Source organism: Exiguobacterium aestuarii, assembly GCF_020171655.1.
GTDB lineage: Bacteria > Bacillota > Bacilli > Exiguobacteriales > Exiguobacteriaceae > Exiguobacterium > Exiguobacterium aestuarii_A.
In genome coordinates, this window is sequence record NZ_JAIVAC010000001.1 from 1,227,262 (window position 1) to 1,246,140 (window position 18,879).

Annotated in this window: 22 protein-coding genes; 9 read left to right on the forward strand and 13 right to left on the reverse strand. The window is 47.4% G+C overall.

Annotated features, from left to right (window positions below):
- Positions 1–5: 5 nt before the first annotated feature.
- Complete coding sequence (acsA, locus tag LCM29_RS06480; RefSeq protein ID WP_224861561.1) at positions 6–1,712, reverse strand: acetate--CoA ligase; 1,707 nt, start codon at positions 1,710–1,712, stop codon at positions 6–8.
- Positions 1,713–1,867: 155 nt separating this feature from the next.
- On the opposite strand from acsA, the gene LCM29_RS06485 reads away from it, so the two are divergent.
- Genes LCM29_RS06485 through LCM29_RS06495 form a run of 3 tightly spaced genes read left to right on the forward strand, consistent with a single transcriptional unit; the run spans position 1,868 to position 4,308 of the window.
- Positions 1,868–2,497, forward strand: coding sequence for a GNAT family N-acetyltransferase (locus tag LCM29_RS06485; RefSeq protein WP_214693289.1), 630 nt, complete (start codon positions 1,868–1,870; stop codon positions 2,495–2,497).
- Between the two features lie 12 nt (positions 2,498–2,509).
- Positions 2,510–3,142, forward strand: a complete 633-nt coding sequence (locus tag LCM29_RS06490) for an acetoin utilization AcuB family protein (RefSeq protein WP_012726747.1) — start codon at positions 2,510–2,512, stop codon at positions 3,140–3,142.
- Positions 3,139–4,308, forward strand: a complete 1,170-nt coding sequence (locus LCM29_RS06495; RefSeq protein WP_224861563.1) for an acetoin utilization protein AcuC — start codon at positions 3,139–3,141, stop codon at positions 4,306–4,308. Before LCM29_RS06490 ends, LCM29_RS06495 begins: the two co-directional genes overlap by 4 nt.
- 52 nt (positions 4,309–4,360) lie before the next feature.
- Here the strand turns inward: LCM29_RS06495 and ccpA are convergent, their stop codons facing one another.
- The 4 genes from ccpA to LCM29_RS06515 all read right to left on the reverse strand — a co-directional run bounded on the left by ccpA (position 4,361) and on the right by LCM29_RS06515 (position 7,814).
- Positions 4,361–5,374, reverse strand: coding sequence for a catabolite control protein A (gene ccpA / locus LCM29_RS06500; protein ID WP_214746416.1), 1,014 nt, complete (start codon positions 5,372–5,374; stop codon positions 4,361–4,363).
- Between the two features lie 127 nt (positions 5,375–5,501).
- The gene (locus tag LCM29_RS06505; protein ID WP_214741397.1) at positions 5,502–6,593 is read right to left on the reverse strand and encodes a bifunctional 3-deoxy-7-phosphoheptulonate synthase/chorismate mutase; all 1,092 of its coding nucleotides are present in this window, start codon (positions 6,591–6,593) and stop codon (positions 5,502–5,504) included.
- A gap of 134 nt (positions 6,594–6,727) precedes the next feature.
- Positions 6,728–7,276 carry a YtxH domain-containing protein gene (locus LCM29_RS06510; RefSeq protein WP_214760136.1) on the reverse strand — a complete coding sequence of 183 codons (549 nt, stop codon included), beginning with the start codon at positions 7,274–7,276 and terminating at the stop codon, positions 6,728–6,730.
- Between the two features lie 25 nt (positions 7,277–7,301).
- Positions 7,302–7,814 (reverse strand): DUF948 domain-containing protein, encoded by a 513-nt coding sequence (locus LCM29_RS06515; RefSeq protein WP_214782151.1) that lies wholly within the window; start codon positions 7,812–7,814, stop codon positions 7,302–7,304.
- A gap of 169 nt (positions 7,815–7,983) precedes the next feature.
- Here LCM29_RS06515 and LCM29_RS06520 point away from each other — a divergent pair, with 169 nt between their 5' ends.
- On the forward strand, positions 7,984–9,096 hold the full coding sequence (locus LCM29_RS06520) for an aminopeptidase (protein ID WP_214746407.1): 1,113 nt from the start codon (positions 7,984–7,986) through the stop codon (positions 9,094–9,096).
- 42 nt (positions 9,097–9,138) lie between these two features.
- Here the strand turns inward: LCM29_RS06520 and LCM29_RS06525 are convergent, their stop codons facing one another.
- The 6 genes from LCM29_RS06525 to LCM29_RS06550 all read right to left on the reverse strand — a co-directional run bounded on the left by LCM29_RS06525 (position 9,139) and on the right by LCM29_RS06550 (position 13,622).
- Positions 9,139–9,591, reverse strand: a complete 453-nt coding sequence (locus LCM29_RS06525; protein WP_214693309.1) for a Dps family protein — start codon at positions 9,589–9,591, stop codon at positions 9,139–9,141.
- 97 nt (positions 9,592–9,688) lie between these two features.
- A complete protein-coding gene (murC, locus tag LCM29_RS06530; protein WP_224861565.1) occupies positions 9,689–10,996 on the reverse strand; it encodes a UDP-N-acetylmuramate--L-alanine ligase in 1,308 nt (435 codons plus the stop codon).
- Between the two features lie 85 nt (positions 10,997–11,081).
- Entirely contained in the window at positions 11,082–11,786 is a 705-nt protein-coding gene (locus LCM29_RS06535) for a hypothetical protein (RefSeq protein ID WP_224861567.1), read from the reverse strand.
- 54 nt (positions 11,787–11,840) lie between these two features.
- Positions 11,841–12,455: a YtpR family tRNA-binding protein gene (ytpR, locus tag LCM29_RS06540; RefSeq protein WP_224862764.1), complete on the reverse strand. Its 615-nt coding sequence runs from the start codon at positions 12,453–12,455 to the stop codon at positions 11,841–11,843.
- Positions 12,456–12,509: 54 nt separating this feature from the next.
- Positions 12,510–13,304 carry a DUF1444 family protein gene (locus LCM29_RS06545; RefSeq protein WP_224861569.1) on the reverse strand — a complete coding sequence of 265 codons (795 nt, stop codon included), beginning with the start codon at positions 13,302–13,304 and terminating at the stop codon, positions 12,510–12,512.
- A gap of 6 nt (positions 13,305–13,310) precedes the next feature.
- Positions 13,311–13,622 carry a thioredoxin family protein gene (locus LCM29_RS06550; protein ID WP_224861571.1) on the reverse strand — a complete coding sequence of 104 codons (312 nt, stop codon included), beginning with the start codon at positions 13,620–13,622 and terminating at the stop codon, positions 13,311–13,313.
- 116 nt (positions 13,623–13,738) lie between these two features.
- On the opposite strand from LCM29_RS06550, the gene LCM29_RS06555 reads away from it, so the two are divergent.
- Positions 13,739–14,071: a hypothetical protein gene (locus LCM29_RS06555; RefSeq protein WP_224861573.1), complete on the forward strand. Its 333-nt coding sequence runs from the start codon at positions 13,739–13,741 to the stop codon at positions 14,069–14,071.
- 37 nt (positions 14,072–14,108) lie between these two features.
- Here the strand turns inward: LCM29_RS06555 and LCM29_RS06560 are convergent, their stop codons facing one another.
- Together LCM29_RS06560 and LCM29_RS06565 are read right to left on the reverse strand one after the other, a co-directional pair.
- Positions 14,109–15,125, reverse strand: coding sequence for a PTS transporter subunit IIC (locus LCM29_RS06560; protein WP_224861575.1), 1,017 nt, complete (start codon positions 15,123–15,125; stop codon positions 14,109–14,111).
- A gap of 153 nt (positions 15,126–15,278) precedes the next feature.
- On the reverse strand, positions 15,279–16,352 hold the full coding sequence (locus LCM29_RS06565) for a M42 family metallopeptidase (RefSeq protein WP_214782140.1): 1,074 nt from the start codon (positions 16,350–16,352) through the stop codon (positions 15,279–15,281).
- Positions 16,353–16,490: 138 nt separating this feature from the next.
- Here LCM29_RS06565 and LCM29_RS06570 point away from each other — a divergent pair, with 138 nt between their 5' ends.
- From LCM29_RS06570 to dhaM, 4 genes are all read left to right on the forward strand, one after another.
- Positions 16,491–16,793, forward strand: a complete 303-nt coding sequence (locus LCM29_RS06570) for a PepSY domain-containing protein (RefSeq protein WP_012726763.1) — start codon at positions 16,491–16,493, stop codon at positions 16,791–16,793.
- A 102-nt stretch (positions 16,794–16,895) separates the two neighbouring features.
- Positions 16,896–17,873 (forward strand): dihydroxyacetone kinase subunit DhaK, encoded by a 978-nt coding sequence (gene dhaK, locus LCM29_RS06575; protein ID WP_214693331.1) that lies wholly within the window; start codon positions 16,896–16,898, stop codon positions 17,871–17,873.
- A 19-nt stretch (positions 17,874–17,892) separates the two neighbouring features.
- Positions 17,893–18,483, forward strand: coding sequence for a dihydroxyacetone kinase subunit DhaL (gene dhaL, locus LCM29_RS06580; protein WP_214746384.1), 591 nt, complete (start codon positions 17,893–17,895; stop codon positions 18,481–18,483).
- Between the two features lie 10 nt (positions 18,484–18,493).
- Positions 18,494–18,844: a dihydroxyacetone kinase phosphoryl donor subunit DhaM gene (dhaM, locus tag LCM29_RS06585; RefSeq protein ID WP_263600784.1), complete on the forward strand. Its 351-nt coding sequence runs from the start codon at positions 18,494–18,496 to the stop codon at positions 18,842–18,844.
- The last annotated feature ends 35 nt before the right edge of the window (positions 18,845–18,879 follow it).

The following is an 18,879-nucleotide window of genomic DNA, read 5'->3' on the forward strand; positions in this document are numbered from 1 at the left end:
ATATCTCAATCTTCCATCGTCGAGAGGTCACCTGTCTCCAGGTTCAACTCCCAAGCTTTTAAGACGCGACGCATGATCTTACCGCTTCGCGTTTTCGGCAACTTGTCTTTGAATTCAATTTCACGTGGTGCCGCATGCGCAGCTAATCCTTCTTTGACGAATTGCTGGATTTCTTGTTTTAACTCATCCGACGGCTCATAGCCTTTCCGAAGCGCAATGAATGCTTTGATGATTTCGCCTCGGACCGGGTCTGGTTTTCCGATGACACCCGCCTCAGCGACAGCCGGGTGCTCTACGAGTCGGCTTTCGACTTCAAATGGACCGACGCGTTCTCCAGCCGTCATGATGACGTCATCCACACGTCCTTGGAACCAGAAGTATCCGTCTTCATCCATGTAAGCTGAGTCGCCCGATACGTACCAATCTCCCCAGAAATAACTCTCGTACTTCGCATCATTCTTCCAGATCTTCCGCATCATCGATGGCCAAGGCGTTTTGAGTGCCAAATTCCCCATTCGGTGTGGCGGAAGTGGTTGACCCCGATCATCCAAAATCGCAGCTTCGCATCCTGGGATCGGTTTCCCCATTGAACCAGGTTTGATGTCCATCGTTGGATAGTTACAAATCATCATCGCGCCCGTTTCTGTCATCCACCATGTGTCATGGATCCGAAGGTCGAACGCCTCGTGGCCCCAACGAATGACTTCAGGGTTCAACGGCTCACCGACCGATAAAATATGGCGCAATGACGACAAGTCATACTTTTCAAACGCCTCATCTCCCGCACCCATGAGCATGCGGAACGCCGTCGGTGCACTATACCAGACCGTCACACCGAATCGTTCGATAACCGAATACCAGAACTCAGGGTTGAATCGTCCCCCGACGATGACGTTCGTCGCCCCGTTCAAGAACGGCGCAAAAATCCCGTAGCTTGTCCCGGTTACCCAGCCTGGGTCAGCGGTGCACCAGTAAATATCGTCTGGCTGAAGGTCAAGCACCCACTTACCGGTCATCATATGTTGAATCATAGCGTTATGAACGTGAAGGACCCCTTTTGGCTTCCCTGTTGATCCAGATGTATAGTGTAAAATCAGACCGTCTTCTCGATCGACCCATGTTAATCCAAGTTCTGTCGTCGCCTCGTTCGCCAATTTCCGATAGTCGAGCACTTTCTCCGACTCTTCGACATCGTCACCGACGAGCAGAATCGTCTCGAGGTGTGGCAACTGGTCGACCGGTACACGCGGCAACAGTTCTTTCGTCGTCACGATCACTTTTGCTTCAGAGTCGAGCAATCGATCGTGTACCGCCTGTTCCATGAACGCCTCAAACAACGGTCCTACGATGGCACCGAGTTTGATGGCACCGAGTAAAATAAAATAAAGTTCTGGTTGACGTGGCATAAAGATAAAGACACGGTCGCCTTTCTCCACACCAATCGACTTCAGAACATTTCCAGAACGATTACTTTCTTGCTTCATATCCGCATACGTGTAGCGCTCTTCCCGATCCCCATCGAAATAGAGCAATGCCACTTTCGTCGCCAATTCACTTTCCGCATGACGATCGATTGCTTCGTATGCCAAATTGACCTTCCCCGTTAAGTTCCAAGAAAATAAAGCTTCTGCTTGTGTCCATTCAAACGACTGACAAGCCTCTTCATACGACGCTAATTGATGTTCCCCTGTTAACGCTTTCAATTTTTCCATCGCTAAAGATTCGCCTCCCCTGTACAGATTGGTATAACCACTTTCAGTATAGTGTTAAAATTATGACAAATCAATGAATTTCCAATTTCATCAAAACAGGATGATTCCTACTTGATGAAAGCGCTATAATAAGAGGTGGAAAAGGTGGTGACCCAATGGAAAAACAATATCATTCAAAAGTGTGGCAGACCTCACAAGGTGACGTCACGATTGACGGTCCGGTTGCGCCCGACGTGCTGCAGACGTATCGTCTTGATGAAGGATTGACGGCTTTTCGTGAACCAGAAGATCAGCACGAGGCTCTTGTCGATATTGCTGGGTTGAAAGAAGGAAGAATCATCGTCGCTAGACAGGATGATCTTGTGATTGGTTACGTGACATTCCTCTATCCTGACCCATATGAGCGTTGGAGTGAAGGAAATGACCCATACATCCTTGAACTTGGGGCAATCGAGGTGAGTCCCCGCTTCCGTGGTCAACGAATCGGGAAACAATTACTCGAAGTATCGATGATGGACCCACATATGGATGATTTTTTAATTTTGACGACCGAATATTATTGGCACTGGGATTTGAAAGGCAGTGGACTCTCGATTTGGGATTATCGAAAAGTCATGGAGAAGATGATGAATCACGGTGGACTTGTCTTCTTCCCGACAGACGATCCTGAAATCGCCTCTCATCCCGCCAATTGTTTGATGGCTCGCATCGGAAAAAACGTGCGCCAAGAATCCATCGACCACTTTGATTCGCTACGGCTTCGCCGGCGATTTATGTACGACTAAGGAGGGGATTTCATGCTAATCGAACAGATGATGAATCGACATGTTGTGACGATTCAACCGACCAATACGATCGCTCATGCCGCTAAATTGATGCGTGAGCATCGTGTCCGACATTTGATTGTGACAAATCCGGCCCGCCAAGTCGTCGGGATCGTCGGACAATTTGAGATGAGTGGTGCGACGAGCGTCTTTCATCCCGAAAGTGAAAATGCAGACTTTCAAAACCCTGTATCGAGTATCATGCGTTCAGAGGTACCGACAGCACATCCTTTCGACTTTTTTGAAGATGCCGCTGCTTTGTTTTATGAAAACCGGCTAACCTGTCTCCCCATCGTCGAACAAGGGAAACTCGTCGGTGTATTAACTGAGACCGATTTATTACGATATTTCGTACAATTGACCGGCGCACTCGAACCAAGTTCGCAAATTGAGATCCTCGTCGAAAATACGACCGGTACACTCGAAAAAGTAACCCGACTCCTCGCCAAAACAAACGTCAATATCATCAACGTCTTCGTTCATCCGACGAGCGATCCGTATAAGCGCATCATCTCGTTCCGCGTCCAGACGATGAACCCGCTCCGAATCATCGAACGGTTGAAGCGTGAAGGCTATGATGTCCTCGGTCCGGAGATGTCGCGATGAGACCGATTTACATATTTGGCGAAGACGAGACGTCTTATCGCTTTCATGAGGATCATCCGTTCAATCCGCTACGACTTGAATTGACGACATCGCTTTTGATTGCAGCCGGAAAACTTTCCAAATCGGAATGTGTGTCTCCTCCACTCGCCTCGGTTGAAGAGTTAGCGCTCGTTCACGACCTCGATTATATCGAAGCCGTCCAAGCTGCGGCTGCGGGAGAACTTTCTACGCTGAAAGCGAATAAGTTTGGTCTTGGTACGGAAGACACACCTATCTTTCCGACGATTCATGAGGGAGCCGCTCGGCTTGTCGGCGGGACGATTCATGCGCTCGATTTGGTCGCGAGCGGGAAAGCGGAGCGCGCCTTTCATGTCGGCGGCGGTTTACATCATGGCATGCGACGCAAGGCATCCGGATTTTGCGTCTATAACGATGCAGCTGTCGCCATCGCACATGTGCGAAAACAGTATGGCTCTCGCGTCCTTTATGTGGATACGGATGCGCATCATGGGGACGGCGTTCAATGGCTCTTCTATGACGATGATGACGTGATGACACTGTCGATTCATGAGACGGGACGTTATTTGTTCCCCGGCACCGGAATGGTGACAGAACGAGGGAACGGCAAAGGATACGGCTACAGTTGGAACGTACCGGTCGATGCGTTCACCCAGGATGATTCATTCTTGACGTGCTATGAGACCGTCTTACGCGAGGCGTGCGAATGGTTCAAACCTGATATCATTTTGACTCAAAACGGTGCAGACGCCCATGCCTTTGATCCGCTCACCCATTTGGCATCAACGATACGGACGTTCGAACAAATCCCGCAGATCGCCTCACGCCTGGCCGATGAATATACAGATGGCCGTCTCGTCGCCCTTGGTGGCGGTGGGTATGACTGGTATCGTGCCGTACCACGCGCTTGGGCTCAAGTGTGGGCAGGGTTGACGAGAGAAGCACCCTACTCTGGAGATATCCCGCGCGAGTGGATTGAGAAGTGGTCAGGTATCGCTGATCAACCGTTGCCTACTCGGTGGGACGACTCTCTATATTCGTTTGACCATATCCCGCGACGTCAACAAATCGAAGAAAAGAATTGGGAAGTCACGAAACGAGCCTTTTGGCCGTTTATCTCAAATGATCGAAAGTCAATTTACCTATAAAAATAAGCCTCCCCTTTCCCTCACATGACGTGACGGATGGGGAGGCTTTTCATTAGTCTTGGCGAAGCGAATCACGACGCTCGATCCGGTGAGGAAGCACGACGTTTTTCTCTTCGATTTCTTCTGCGTTCAAGATTTTTGTCAAGAGACGCATCGCAACGGCTCCGATATCATACATCGGTTGAACAACAGTCGTCAATTTCGGACGAATCATCGTCGCGAGACGCGTGTTATCGTGACCGACGACTTCAAAGTCGTTCGGAACCGAGAAGCCGGCATCTTGAATGGCATGGATGACACCGAGGGCCATCTCATCAGTCCCAGCAAAGATCGCTTTCGGGCAATCGTCTCGCTGCAACATTTTTTGCATCGCTTCAAGACCTGATGCGTATGTGTAATTCCCGAGAATCATATCGTTGTCGTGGAACGGAAGACCTGCATCTTCAAGGGCGCGACGGTATCCTGCGAATTTCTTCTCGCCGTTGATCTGTTGCTCGAGTGGCCCAGTGATGAATCCAACACGGTCATGCCCATGGTTGATCAACATCTGAGTCGCGTCATATGCCGCTTGCTCATAATCGATGTTGACGGCCGGGAGGTCATATCCTTGGTTCAATGTCGCTGCGAGAACGATTGGAACCGGTGATTTTTTGAACTCTTCGACGAGATCTTCATGCAAACGTCCACCCATAAAGATGATGCCATCCACTTGTTTCCCTAAAAGTGTGTTCAGTAAATGAACTTCCTTGTCACGACTTGAATCCGAGTTTCCAAGGATGATGTTGTATTTGTACATCGTTGCCACATCTTCAATGCCTCGTGCCAAATCGGCGAAGAAAATATTTGAGATGTCCGGTACGATGACACCGACCGTCGTCGTTTTCTTACTTGCTAGCCCACGCGCGACGGCGTTCGGACGATAACCGAGACGGTCAATCGCATCTTGTACTTTCTTGCGTGTCGTCGGTTTGACGTTCGGGTTTCCGTTGACGACACGAGAGACGGTTGCCATGGACACCCCGGCTTCTCGTGCGACATCGTAAATCGTTACGTTGTTACTATTCATAAACTACTCCTCCTACAAGTCCTGATTTTCAAAAAGTTTTCATAAAACGTCTTAAAAAAGGAAGACAGGTATCTGTCATCCATTTACCCTGTCTTCATGCGATATAAAACGTTTCCATTTGGAAAGCTTACTTTTTCACCAAATCAAGTTGGGGAAACTGGACCGTCAGTCCTTCCACAAATTGATCGAATTGATCGAAATCCAATTGTTGTTGCGCATCCGATAATGCAATGGCAGGATTCGGGTGTACTTCGACCATGACACCGTCTGCCCCGATGGCAAGCGCTGCTTTTGCAGCCGGCAACAACAAGTCACGACGACCTGTCGAATGGGTGACGTCTACCATAACCGGTAAATGCGTCTCTTGTTTCAAAATCGGCACTGCCGTGATGTCTAACGTATTGCGAGTCGCACGCTCATACGTCCGAATCCCTCGCTCGCACAAGATGACTTGGCTGTTCCCACTCGCCATAATGTACTCTGCCGCATAAATGAACTCTTCGATTGTAGCGGATAATCCACGCTTCAACAAGACCGGTTTGTCTGTCTTACCGACTTCTTTCAACAAATCAAAGTTTTGCATATTCCGGGCACCAACTTGAATGATATCGACATATGGCAAGGCCGACTCGACTGCTCCTGGTGTCATGATTTCCGTGATGACTCGTAAATCATGACGGTCCGCTGCTGCCTTCAGCATTTTCAACCCTTCAAAACCTAAGCCTTGGAAGTCATACGGCGATGTACGTGGTTTGTATGCCCCGCCTCGCATCACTTTCACTCCAGACAACGCGAGCTTCTCTGCGACCGCGTTCACTTGTTCGAACGATTCGACGGCACATGGCCCCGCAATCAGCTGCGGACGTCCATTCCCAATCGTCACGTCCTTCACGTGGACCAACGTATCTTCCGGTTGACGTTTACGCGAAACGAGTAACGTCTTATCCCGGTCTTCGCCTTGTAGTTCAGCAGACGCTTTGAATACTTCTTTAAAAATATGTTGAAGACGTGACGTTTCGAACGGTCCTTGATTCGAAGCTGCGATGAAGTCGAGCATTTCTCGTTCCCGGACCGGGTCGTATCGTTCGACGCCTTGAAGACGTTTGATTTTTCCAATTTCGACGGCAAGTGCACCACGCCGACTTAGCAAGTCGAGCATTTCATGGTTCAATTCATCCATTTCTCGACGTAATCGATTCAATTGATCTTGTGGACTCATTCGTTTCCCTCACATTCTTAAGCCGTTCTTTCCAGAAACCTAATTATATCGAACTTTGTGCGCTTTGTCATAAGGAAACCTTCTACGTCACAAAATCACCAAAAAAGGACCGAATGCGTTCGGTCCTTTCTACTTTATTCTTCCTTCTTAAGGTCTTTCTTCAAATCATTGAGTTCTTCTTTCGACTCATCATCGAGCATCTCATTGACAGGTGCTTCGAGTGTATCGTCCGACTCAGATTCAAGTGATGAGTCCGTCGTCTCTTCTTCAGCCGCGCGGTCCATCTGTTCTTTCACTTCAGATTCCGCTTCCGCGACGAGTTGATCCGCTTTCTCCATCGCCTCTTCAATTGAGAGATCATCCTCGTCCATCTGTTGTTTTAACTCGGCAGCTTCACGCGCCTTATCTTTCACGATATTGAGGACCGGCGCCGCTTTATCGCTCGCCACTTTAATCCACTCGCCGACGACTGGTTCTGCCTTCTCACGCATTTCCTTCGATTTGACAGTCAATCGTTCACGCGATGTAGATGTCTTTTCGTCTAGGTATGTTCTTACTTCCCGTCCGCTTTTCGGTGATGTCAAAAGTGCGACAGCCGCTCCGACGATCCCTCCGAGAATGACACCCGTCAAAAATCCACTACTTGATTGATTCTGTTCTGTTGGTTGTTTTTGGTCTGTCATGTGTGAGTTCCTCCCCGATGTATCGTTATTTGATTGTATCGTCCGTGTTAATCATGTCGGGCGATACAGGTGCTTCCTCTTTCTTTTCACGTCGCGTGCGACGACGTGGACGTTCTTTCGTAGTTGATGATTCTGGTTTGTTTTTCTTGAACAGTTCTACCGCGACCGATCCCCATCGAACCGCTTGAGCAATCTGTTCTTTGTTTTCATCCGCTGCCGAGTGGACAGAAGTTGAGACGGTACGGACCGATTCAGTTACCTCGTTCAAGGATGTACCTAATTCATCGAGTGCATGGGCAACAGGTGCGAGCAACTCTGTTTTTTCTTCCACGTTGTCGACGAGACGGTTCGTCTTATGTAAGAGCGCCGTCACTTCCATTGTGATTCCGTCGAGCTGGCGTTCTAAGTTTTCTGTCGTATTGGCGACGCTACCGAGTGTACGGTTTACATTCGATAAGACACGTGCCAAGAAGATGACGAGTACGACAAACGCGAGGGCCGCAATCAGGCCAGCGATGCCTCCTAATGTGATCTCCATTCAATCCATTCCTCCTATTCAATCGTTTCTTGTTTCATTATAGCACCATTATGACTGAAAAGATTTGCTACAACCGTTTTCGCCATTCGGTCTGATTATTCCTTTACCCGTTTTTATGTTTTCGATTACACTAAAATAGAAATTCATAAAAATAATTAGGGGTGGTCGTGTGAGAGATCCAAGAATTACACAATTAGCAGACGGTTTAATTAATTATTCCGTCAAGTTACAACCGGGGGAAAAAGTACTGATCGAGAATTTTGGCGTAGAGGAATCGCTCGTCGAGGCACTCGTCGAAAAAGCATATGAGGCCGGCGGACACCCATTCGTCTTATTGAAAGAAAGCCGCATCTTACGCAAATTGTATACGGGAGCAAGTCGTGAGCAACTCGAACTCATGGCTGACATCGAACGGAAACAGATGCAGGCAATGGATGCGTACATTGGTTTACGTGCCGGTGATAACATCAACGAACTTTCTGACGTGCCGAGTGAGCAACAAAAACTCGTCGGTGCCACACTCGGTAAAATGCACACGGAAGACCGCGTCAAAGGGACGAAATGGGTCGTACTTCGCTACCCTTCTCCATCAATGGCACAATTGGCAGGTAAATCAACAGAAGCGTTCGAAGACTTCTACTTCAATGTATGTACACTCGACTACGGCAAAATGGACCGTGCAATGGACGGATTGGTCGAATTGATGAACAAGACGGACCGCGTCACATTGAAAGGACCAGGAACGGACCTCTCGTTCTCCATTAAAGATATTCCGGCAATCAAGTGCTCTGGTCAAATGAACATTCCAGACGGTGAAGTGTTTACGGCACCGGTAAAAGATTCGGTCAATGGCGTGATCACATACAACACGCCATCTCCATACCAAGGATTCACGTTCGAGAATGTGAAATTGACGTTCAAAGACGGCAAAATCGTGGACGCGACGGCCAATGATACAGAACGAATCAATGAAGTGTTCAATACAGATGAAGGAGCTCGTTACGTCGGTGAGTTCGCAATCGGTGTGAACCCATACATTCAACATCCGATGAAAGATATCCTCTTCGATGAGAAAATTGACGGCAGCTTCCACTTCACGCCAGGTCAAGCGTATGACGATGCCTATAATGGCAATAACTCGTCAGTTCACTGGGACCTCGTCAACATCCAACGTCCGGATTATGGCGGTGGTGAAATCTGGTTCGATGATGTCCTCATTCGCAAAGACGGACGTTTCGTCATCGATGCGTTGCTTCCACTCAATCCGGAAAACTTGAAATAATATAAAAATGGTGCGCCTTCGTCAGGCGCACCATTTTTGTGGTTACAATTTTGTTTTTTTACCGAGTGCGGCAGACATCATCCAAATTTCTTTTTCGAGTCGCTCGATATGAGAGACGAACGTATCTTCAATCGCTTCATCCCCGTCTTCAAAATTTTCCATCGCATCTTGCATCTCTTGGCGAATTTGTTTGAAGTCGTTGATGATATCTTTAATCATCTGATCCGTCTCCGCATGACGATCTCCTTCTGTCAGCGTCGAGTGTTCCAAATACTCTTTCATCGTCGCAAACGGTTCACCGTCATTCATGAGAAGTCTTTCCGCTACGTCATCGTAGAGTTCAGCAACCAAGTTATAGAGCTCTTCGAGTTTCTCATGATACGTAAAGAAGTGGGGACCGCTAATGTACCAATGATAATTATGCAGTTTCACAAACAGTAACCCATAGTTTGCGACTTCCTTGTTTAACGTATTGAGTGCACCTTGACTAGCCATTCCAAACATCTCCTTTGTCATATTCATCGATACTACTATTACCGAGATTTTGATTGGCTAAACATAAAAAAGGAGAGACATTCGTCCCTCCCCCGTCTTATGCTTCAAGTTTTACGATTTCTTCATATTCACGCTGGTACGTTTGGATGTCACCTGCACCCATGAACAAAAGTACTGCCTTGTCATGATTGCGTAAGACGCTCGTACCACCACGTTTCAAAATATGCGCACCGTCGATTCGTGATTGAAGGTCCTCGATTGTGACAGTCCCTTCTTGTTCACGGGCTGAACCGAAGATATCACAGAGATAGACCGTATCTGCTTCAGCCAATGCTGTTGCAAAGTCATCCATGAATGATTTAAGACGTGTGTACGTATGTGGTTGGAAAATCGCAACGACTTCCCGTTCTCCATACTTCTTCCGAGCCGCTTCGACCGTTGCACTGATCTCACGTGGGTGGTGTGCATAATCATCAACGAGTACTTGATTGTTAAGCATTGATTCACTAAAACGACGCTTCACCCCGTTGAATGATGCAAGACGCTCTTTCACCAACTCTTTAGGCAAGTTCTCGTAATCACATGTAGCGATAACAGCAAGAGCGTTCAACACGCTATGGTCGCCGTATCCAGGAATGCGGAACGTTCCATAGAAATCATCACGTAAAAAGACATCGAATGTCGTTCCGTTCTCTGTCGACGTAACGTTTTCCGCACGGAAATCGTTATGTGTCCCAAACCCGTAATAGACGAGTGGTACGTTCGCTTGAATGTGCTGAAGATTCTCATCATCACCACAGGCAATGATTCCTTTCTTCACTTGCTTCGCCATCTCCTGGAATGCATCGATGACATCGTCTAAACCAGAGAAGTAATCTGAATGGTCAAAGTCGATATTCGTCATAATGGCATAGTCCGGACGGTAATATAAGAAGTGACGCTTATATTCGCAAGCCTCGAAGACAAAGTTCTTCGAATCGGCAACACCTTCACCTGTTCCATCACCAATTAAGAATGATGTCGGTTCAATTCCACGCATGACGTGTGCAAGCAAACCTGTAGTCGATGTTTTACCGTGTGACCCTGTGATGGCGACACTTGTGTAATGATTCGCGAGCTCACCTAAAAACTCGTAGTACTTATAAATCGTCAATCCGAGTTCACGCGCGCGTACGATTTCTGGATGATCGTCGCTGAACGCATTTCCTTGTACGACGATTTGATCTTCAGAAATATTTTCAGGGTCGAATGGCAAAATTTCAATCCCTTTTCGTTTCAATGCTTCTTCTGTAAAAAATGCTTTTTCAACGTCCGATCCACGGACCTCATTATTCATATCAAATAAAATTTGAGCTAAAGGACTCATGCCCGTTCCTTTAATTCCGACGAAGTGATAACGGTTCATCTGTAAATAGCCCCCCTAATTCATTGCGGCTCGTCAAAATGCGACAAACCTTTGTCATTATAGCAAAACTCACTGAGTCGTGCTATTACAGATTATTGTTTTTTTGCGCAAGTCGTCGGCTACGGTACATCGCCATGCGATCTTTTGGCGTCATCATCACGTTTACAGGTGGTTGGTCGGCTTTAAACGAAACTTGAACAGCCGGTGTCAATTCGGTGTCAGCCGGTAATTCTTCTTGTTCAGATGGCGTTTGTAATTTTTCTGCAATCTGCTCAATCGACTCTCCGATTTGTTCCACAGAACCGTCGATGTCTAAACTTTCATCTGGCGCTGCATGTTGATGAACTTCTACGACCTCTTCTTTTTTCGAGCGGGATAAGTCCGTTGATTGCATAAAGACGGACGAAAAACCGTTATCTAAAATCGAAACCTGACCGAGAATCGATTTTTCTTCTTCGGTCGTTTCCCCGGAAATGTCTTCAATATGTTCTGCGTCTATTTCAGGACTAATGCTAACGATCTCTTCATCTTGAAGTGACTCTTCAGATGGAACCACTTCAGACGCTGTGCTCATTTCGAATGGTTCTCTCGTTTCAGGAGAATGCTCGACCGGCAGAACAATCTTCGGTTTTGGACGGGCATATCCGTAAATCGGTGAAGGAACATCAGTCGGAATGAATTCATCGGTGATATCTACCTTCGGAGGTGGTGAGACCGGCTGTCCTTCTTTCGACAGCTCTCGTTTGATTCGATCTGCTTGTTGTTTTAATGAACGTTCATATGCATCCATACTTGATTCCTCGCTTTTTCACTCAATCCATATTTAACAAAAAATCGGTCGAGTTTAGCGACCGATTTCAAATGCTGTACCTACTTCATATTCGTTATCTAATACTAAAATCCCTTTTTCTTGCGGGGCATTTGGAAGATTTAATTCACGCGCCGAGCAAATCATGCCATGCGAGCTCTCTCCGCGAAGTGCCGATGGTCGAATAATCAAACCGGTCGGCATGACCGCTCCTGGTTTGGCTACGACTACCTTTTGGCCAGTCGCGACGTTTGGTGCGCCACATACGATTTGAACAGTGCCTTGATCGATTTGAACTTGGCAAACGGATAATTTATCCGCATCCGGATGTTTTTCCGCACTTTCCACATAACCAACGACAAACTTCGGTGTCACATCTACCCATGAGAAGTCTTCGTCAATTCCATTTTCCTTCAAGACAGCTTGTACCTGTTCAACCAATTCAGTCGTCAAATCAACTGGACCGTTCCAACCTGTGACGTCAAAGTGCTCACTTGCTTGAAACAAATTATATCCGTTGACGGCTCCGTCTTCAGATTTGACGATGGCAACGTCACCTGTTCGTTCTACAGATTGATGGTGACGTTCTCCCTCTTTCAATAACACCATGAGTACATCGCCGATTCCTTCTCGGTTATAAAACACATTCATTTGCATACGTTCCTACGTCCCTTCTTTCAAACTCATCTCACTTATTTTATCAGATTATGTGTTCGATGGCGGGGTCTTTTTTCCGACAATAAAAATCGGTTCAAGTTGCCCTGCCTCATAATGAAAGGCGAGTGCAGTTACTGGGACACGACCATTCGTAAAGAAGTCAAACATCAATTGCTGCATCGCATCATACCCTTGGTCGTTTCGGATATCGGCGATAATCATCACATCTTGATGTGGTACACCGACAAGCATATCCCCTTCAACTCGGCGCTCCATCATTCGAAGAAAATCATCGTTTAAAATGCGCGATGCCTCGTAGCCGTCTCGCGTCGATAAAAAGTAGAACGGGTTGCCTGCAACTTCATCTTGTTTCATCTCGGTCGGGAGTTTTTTGACATTTTCCCGGGCAATGCGTTCAATCGTTTCAAGCGTCAAATCACCGGATACATGCTTCTCCTCGATTAAACGATAGCCGTTCCCGCGATCGAGCGCGTAAAAGATGGCGGTCTCCGCCGTATGCGGACTGAAAACAAGTGGTTCTCCACTTTTCGTCGTCTTTGCGAACGAGTTCGAACGAATGACCGGATAGATGGCATCCAATTTTCCGGCGAGTGAGATGTGATCATCTGCCTTCATTGCCGACTCGATGTATTCGATGACTTCATCGACTGCCACTTTGCCCCGCGTTTTCGCTTTCGCGACGATTGGTGCGAGTCGAATATTCACACCAAAGCGATCAGTTTTCCGTTCGACGCGCAACACCTCATTCTCGCGGTCATAAGATGTGCGATAGTCCTCTTTGAAATTCGCTTCTAAATAGCGTCTTAGCTCATTCCGTTCCATAAAGGGTCACCCTAATCCATTCAAGAATGCTTCGACCTGTTCCGGCGTCTTCCGTTCGCGACCGACATAGCGATCAATTTCCTTACCATTTTCAAATGCGACAAAGCTTGGAATCCCAAAAATATCGAGCTCTTGCGCGAGTTGCATAAACTCATCACGATCGACGTAATAAAACGTCCAGTTTTCAAATTTCTGTTCGATTTCAGGCATGAACGGGTCGAGGAAACGGCAATCTCCACACCATGTTGCCGAGAACATGAAAATACTTTTTGATTCTTTTGCTTCTGTATATTCTGCCATTGTTGATAATTGTTTCATGATTAACCACTCCTGTTCGTTTTTTCCTCACTTATAATAGCATAAGTCCTGTCACACATTCTGCTCTGCTGTTTGTTATAATCAAAGCCGAAACTAGTTGAAACAGGTGAAACCATATGAAATTGACACGAGAAAAATTGAATCCTGAAATGAAACATCCGCTCGAACAGATGGTCGTCGTCTTTGGGATGCTCGCCATTTTGCGATATGGATATTTATTTATTGATACCGATAAAACGAGACTCGAGATCTTGATTTGGCTAGTTGTGGGCTTTGCCGTCATTTATGTCCTCGAAAAGTGGCTCAAGCAACTCGCCCGTCATTTACCGATTGTACGAAAACGATATTTGATCCCAATCTATGTAATCGTCCTTCTACTGTTCCTCATCAGCTTCCGTGTCCCTCGCGAGACGGTTGATTCTGTCAAAGTCTTATTCGGTATCGGATGACACGAAAAGGCGCCGTTTGCTTCAAACGGCGCTTTTTTTAATAGTCAATTTTCATATCGTTTGGCTGAATACGTCCAGTCCGTCTCAATACAGCGTATACCGCATAACTTAACAGAGCAGGTCCGATGACTAGGAAGCCGAGGACAATGATAAACGTGTACCAACTGAAGCCCATCGTTTCTAGCATGACAATCGGACCGACGAGTCCACTCGTCCCCATCCCTGCCCCAGCTGCCACACTTTCTAATTCAAACAATAGAATCGCGATTGGTGCGAGGACAGCCCCAGCTAATGTAGGGGGTAAAATAATCCAAGGATTTTTCACGATATTCCCGACTTGAAGCATCGACGTTCCGATTCCTTGCGCAATCGCTCCGCCGACTCCGTTATCGCGATAACTCGTAATCGCAAACCCAATCATTTGAGCAGCACATCCGACCGTCGCGGCACCAGCGGCAATACCGTTCAACCCGAGCATCAAAGCGATGGCTGCACTCGAAATTGGCGCAGTCAATGCCAACCCCATGAGTGTCGCTACGACGACTCCCATGAACAATGGTTGTTGCTCAGTCCCCCACTCGATCCAACTACCGAGCTGTGTCATGAACATCCCTACATATTTCCCGATATATGTCGCTGTGAAGAAACCGACTGCGATTGTCGTAAATGGCGTCACCAAAATATCAAGCTTCGTTGATTTCGATACAAGTTTTGATACCTCAACGGCTAAAAGTGTGGCGACGTAACTACCGGCCGGTCCAAACTCATATCCGAACGTCCCGACGACGAGTGCAGAAAATAAAATAAGAGGTGGCGCCTCAAGGGCATAAGCAATCGCAATCCCGATCGCTGGACCCGTCAGACCCATCGCCACGTCCCCAATTTGAACGAGCGTCGCGCTTATTCCCTCAAGTGCGGTCCCTTCAAGCTGACCACCAATCGTCTTCATAATCAAACCGATGATCAACGTACTGAACAACCCTAATGCCATATAACTAAGTGCCGTCACAAAATAAACAGACGGGCTAAGTGAGATTCCTTTTTTCTTGAACATATGAGATCCTCCTTACAATCATACAGATGTCTTTACACAAGTAAACAATATGTATAAACACCTCTATCAGTATAAGGCGTTTTCTTGAAATAGCAAGAACATCTACACAAAAAAAACCGTCCACTCAACATCATGAGTGAACGGCATGTACGTTTAGCGAGACGGACGGAGTGTTTCAAGCGTCGAACGGTCAAGTCGTTTGACCAACGCTTTCAGTAATGCTTTCGCCGCATCGTAGTCGTCTGTATGAAGAATCGAAGCATGTGTATGGATGTAGCGTGATGCGACACCGATAACGGCTGTCGGTACACCTTCGCCACTCATATGCACGCGTCCAGCATCCGTACCGCCTGGCGAGACGAAATACTGCGTCTTAATATTTTCATCAGAAGCCGTGTCGAGCAAGAAGTCACGCATTTCAGGCGACATGACCATGACCCGGTCTAAAATTCGAATCAAGGCACCCTCACCGAGTTGTCCAAACTCCGTCTTACTTCCAGATGCATCGTTCGCCGGTGAAGCATCGAGTACGAGTGCCACATCTGGCTGAATCAATTCAGATGCCGTTTGCGCTCCACGTAGTCCAACTTCTTCTTGTACGGTAGCACCCGAGAACAAGATGTTCGGGTGATCTGCTTTTGTCGTCTCTTCTAACAATTCGACAGCAAGACCGACACCGTAACGGTTATCCCATGCTTTCGCCATGATTTTTTTCGGGTGATGAAGTGGTGTAAAAGCGCTCGATGGTACTGCAGGAACACCCGGACGTACTCCCCATGATTCTGCTTCTTCTTTTGAATCGGCACCGATATCGATGAACATTTGTTTGATGTCCATCGGTTTACTCATCGCATCTGGTCCGAGTAAGTGAGGCGGTGTCGACGCGACGACGCCTGGGATTTTCCCGTTCGAAGTGATGATGTCAAAACGTTGTGCCATGAGCACTTGGCTCCACCATCCGCCGAGTGGTTGTATGTATAACATGCCATTTTCCGTGATGCGTGTCACCATGAAGGCAACCTCATCCATATGACCGGCTACCATTACTTTAGGTCCCGCTTCGTCCCCGACACGTTTCCCAAAAATTGATCCGATGCCATCCGTGACGATTTCATCTGAGTGTGGTTCAATTCGTTCACGTACGAACTGACGAACTTCTGACTCGAACCCCGGAGCTCCCGGTAGTTCTGTTAACGTCTTGAATAAATCTCTCGTCTTTTGATCCATCTTTTATCATCCCTTCTTAACCGTTCTTGTCTCATTATATACAAAAGTTTTGATAGGATGCGAATGCTTTTCATTCCATTCGGGTACAGGTTTTGGTACGATGTACATGATAGCCATAGTTCAAGGGGAGGTAGTCATATGAAAAAAAGGTATTGGTTTATTGGAATCGGGGTTGCCGTCATTGCCGCACTTATGACGAAAAAGGCTTTAGATGAACGTAGCTTATCTGCAGAAAACGCGTTGGAATACACGAAACGTGCTTTCTCAGCTAAAGGTCATGTCCAAGGGGCATGGATCTCTGCATCACCTGAGATTTACACATACGACGGTCGTGAATACGATGTCTACAAAGGTGGAATCTCGGTTCTTGAGAACGACGAAGAAAAAACGTATGAGTTCACAGTCGACTCTGAGACTGGCGCTTTACTCGAATATGCATGACACGAAACCGACGAATGATTCGTCGGTTTTTTTGTTTAGTTACAGCGAAAGAGTGGAAAATTGAAATTGGTAGTTTTCAATTTAAAAAAGGAGTGATCTCGCGTGAAAAAGCTAATCGGTGAGGCAAGTGAACTCGTATCGCAAATGGTAGAAGGAATGGTCCATGCCCATCCTGAACTGTACGGTCGTGTCGAAGGATTCAATGTCATCTGTCGGGCGAACGGTGCAAAATCCGGTAAGGTCGGGCTCGTCTCGGGTGGTGGTAGCGGACACGAACCGGCACACGCCGGTTATGTCGGAGACGGCATGCTCGATGCGGCAGTTTGCGGGGAAGTCTTTACATCCCCTACTCCAGACATGGTGCTTGAAGGAATCAAAGCAGCCGATGGTGGCAACGGCGTTTTGTTGATTGTCAAAAATTACTCGGGGGATGTCATGAACTTCGAACTCGCCGCCGAATTGGCTGAAGGAGATGGGATCAAAGTCGACCATGTTGTCGTCGCCGATGATGTCGCGATTTCAAACAAGGAAGACCGTCGTGGTGTTGCCGGTACCGTCTTCGTTCATAAAATCGCAGGTGCCGCTGCAGCAAGCGGTAAATCACTCGAGGAAGTTAAATCGATTGCGGAAAAAGTCGCATCACACGTCCGCTCAATGGGGATGGCGGTAGAACCTTGCTACATGCCAGTGAGTGGCAAGCCTGGTTTCGACTTGAACGAGGAAGAGATGGAAATCGGGATTGGTATTCACGGGGAGCGCGGTGTAGAACGTAAACCAACGAGCGATGTCGACCAAATCGTCGATGACCTTCTCAGTCATTTGAAAAAAGAAGTTGAGCCTGGCGAAGTCGCCGTTATGGTAAATGGAATGGGCGGGACTCCATTGTCCGAACTATATGTGACGTATCATTTCGTCGCGCAAAAACTCGAAGCTGCTGGATATACGCTGAAACGTAAATATGTCGGTAACTACATGACGTCACTCGAGATGCACGGATTCTCGATTACTTTGTTACCGCTTGATGATGAGATGACCACTTATCTAGATGCTCCATCGGAAGCACTTGGATTTAAACTTTGATAAATGAGGTGTTTGTTTTATGTTGACGATTGATCGGATGAAGCAAGCGTTACGCGACACACAAGTCGGGATTGAAGACCAGAAAGACACACTGACAGATTTAGACCGTGCCATCGGGGACGGAGATCACGGGATCAACATGTCCCGTGGTTTCGACGCGGTCTCTTCCATTTTAGACGAGGAGTATGACTCTCTCGGAGCGCTCAGTAAAAAAGTAGGCATGACTCTGATGTCGAAAGTAGGCGGCGCGGCTGGTCCATTATATGGTTCTGCTTTCGTCAAGATGGCGACCAAGTTCGGGGATGCGACCGAAGCTGACTTTGACCTTCTCAAAGAAGCACTCCAAGAAGGTTCAAATTCGATTAAAGCGCGAGGGAAGTCAGAAGTCGGTCAGAAAACAATGGTCGACGTTTGGGACCCGTTCCTTGAACATGTAAAACAAGGGGACGACTACAAACAACAGTTAGACGAACTTGTGCAAAAAACGGAAGATATGGTGGCAACGAAAGGTCGAGCTTCCTACTTCGGTGAAAATTCGCGTGGGACGGTCGACCCGGGTGCCCTCTCCAGTTCGATTCTGTTAGCCGCGATTATGAAGGAGGTCGATTGACATCGTTGAATTGATTATCGTCTCGCACAGTGCAAAAATTGCGGAAGGGATCCAAGATCTCATGAAAGAAATGGCGCCATCCGTCCCCATTCATTTAGCTGGCGGTCTTGAAGACGGTTCGATCGGAACAGACGTCACGCGCATCTTGGAGGCACTCGACCAAGTCGAAGGGGATGCGCTCCTTCTCAGCGATATCGGTTCGGCGACGATGAACGCCGAACTTGCCATCGACATGTACGAAGGAAGTAAAGAGGTCGCATTTTTCGACGGTCCGATTGTCGAGAGTGCTTTCATCGCTTCGGTTTCCTCAGGAAACGACATGTCTCTCACAGATATCGTCGAACAGCTGAAGCAACAATGAAAAAGCACCCCGTTCAGGAGAACGGGGTGCTTTTA

What these genes read in the sequence shown, in the direction of transcription:
- acsA (WP_224861561.1), bottom strand. Translation starts at nt 1,712, where the DNA reads ATGGAAAAATTGAAAGCGTTAACAGGGGAACATCAATTAGCGTCGTAT.
- LCM29_RS06485 (WP_214693289.1), top strand. Translation starts at nt 1,868, where the DNA reads ATGGAAAAACAATATCATTCAAAAGTGTGGCAGACCTCACAAGGTGAC.
- LCM29_RS06490 (WP_012726747.1), top strand. Translation starts at nt 2,510, where the DNA reads ATGCTAATCGAACAGATGATGAATCGACATGTTGTGACGATTCAACCG.
- LCM29_RS06495 (WP_224861563.1), top strand. Translation starts at nt 3,139, where the DNA reads ATGAGACCGATTTACATATTTGGCGAAGACGAGACGTCTTATCGCTTT.
- ccpA (WP_214746416.1), bottom strand. Translation starts at nt 5,374, where the DNA reads ATGAATAGTAACAACGTAACGATTTACGATGTCGCACGAGAAGCCGGG.
- LCM29_RS06505 (WP_214741397.1), bottom strand. Translation starts at nt 6,593, where the DNA reads ATGAGTCCACAAGATCAATTGAATCGATTACGTCGAGAAATGGATGAA.
- LCM29_RS06510 (WP_214760136.1), bottom strand. Translation starts at nt 7,276, where the DNA reads ATGACAGACCAAAAACAACCAACAGAACAGAATCAATCAAGTAGTGGA.
- LCM29_RS06515 (WP_214782151.1), bottom strand. Translation starts at nt 7,814, where the DNA reads ATGGAGATCACATTAGGAGGCATCGCTGGCCTGATTGCGGCCCTCGCG.
- LCM29_RS06525 (WP_214693309.1), bottom strand. Translation starts at nt 9,591, where the DNA reads ATGGCTAGTCAAGGTGCACTCAATACGTTAAACAAGGAAGTCGCAAAC.
- murC (WP_224861565.1), bottom strand. Translation starts at nt 10,996, where the DNA reads ATGAACCGTTATCACTTCGTCGGAATTAAAGGAACGGGCATGAGTCCT.
- LCM29_RS06535 (WP_224861567.1), bottom strand. Translation starts at nt 11,786, where the DNA reads ATGGATGCATATGAACGTTCATTAAAACAACAAGCAGATCGAATCAAA.
- ytpR (WP_224862764.1), bottom strand. Translation starts at nt 12,455, where the DNA reads ATGAATGTGTTTTATAACCGAGAAGGAATCGGCGATGTACTCATGGTG.
- LCM29_RS06545 (WP_224861569.1), bottom strand. Translation starts at nt 13,304, where the DNA reads ATGGAACGGAATGAGCTAAGACGCTATTTAGAAGCGAATTTCAAAGAG.
- LCM29_RS06550 (WP_224861571.1), bottom strand. Translation starts at nt 13,622, where the DNA reads ATGAAACAATTATCAACAATGGCAGAATATACAGAAGCAAAAGAATCA.
- LCM29_RS06555 (WP_224861573.1), top strand. Translation starts at nt 13,739, where the DNA reads ATGAAATTGACACGAGAAAAATTGAATCCTGAAATGAAACATCCGCTC.
- LCM29_RS06560 (WP_224861575.1), bottom strand. Translation starts at nt 15,125, where the DNA reads ATGTTCAAGAAAAAAGGAATCTCACTTAGCCCGTCTGTTTATTTTGTG.
- LCM29_RS06565 (WP_214782140.1), bottom strand. Translation starts at nt 16,352, where the DNA reads ATGGATCAAAAGACGAGAGATTTATTCAAGACGTTAACAGAACTACCG.
- LCM29_RS06570 (WP_012726763.1), top strand. Translation starts at nt 16,491, where the DNA reads ATGAAAAAAAGGTATTGGTTTATTGGAATCGGGGTTGCCGTCATTGCC.
- dhaL (WP_214746384.1), top strand. Translation starts at nt 17,893, where the DNA reads ATGTTGACGATTGATCGGATGAAGCAAGCGTTACGCGACACACAAGTC.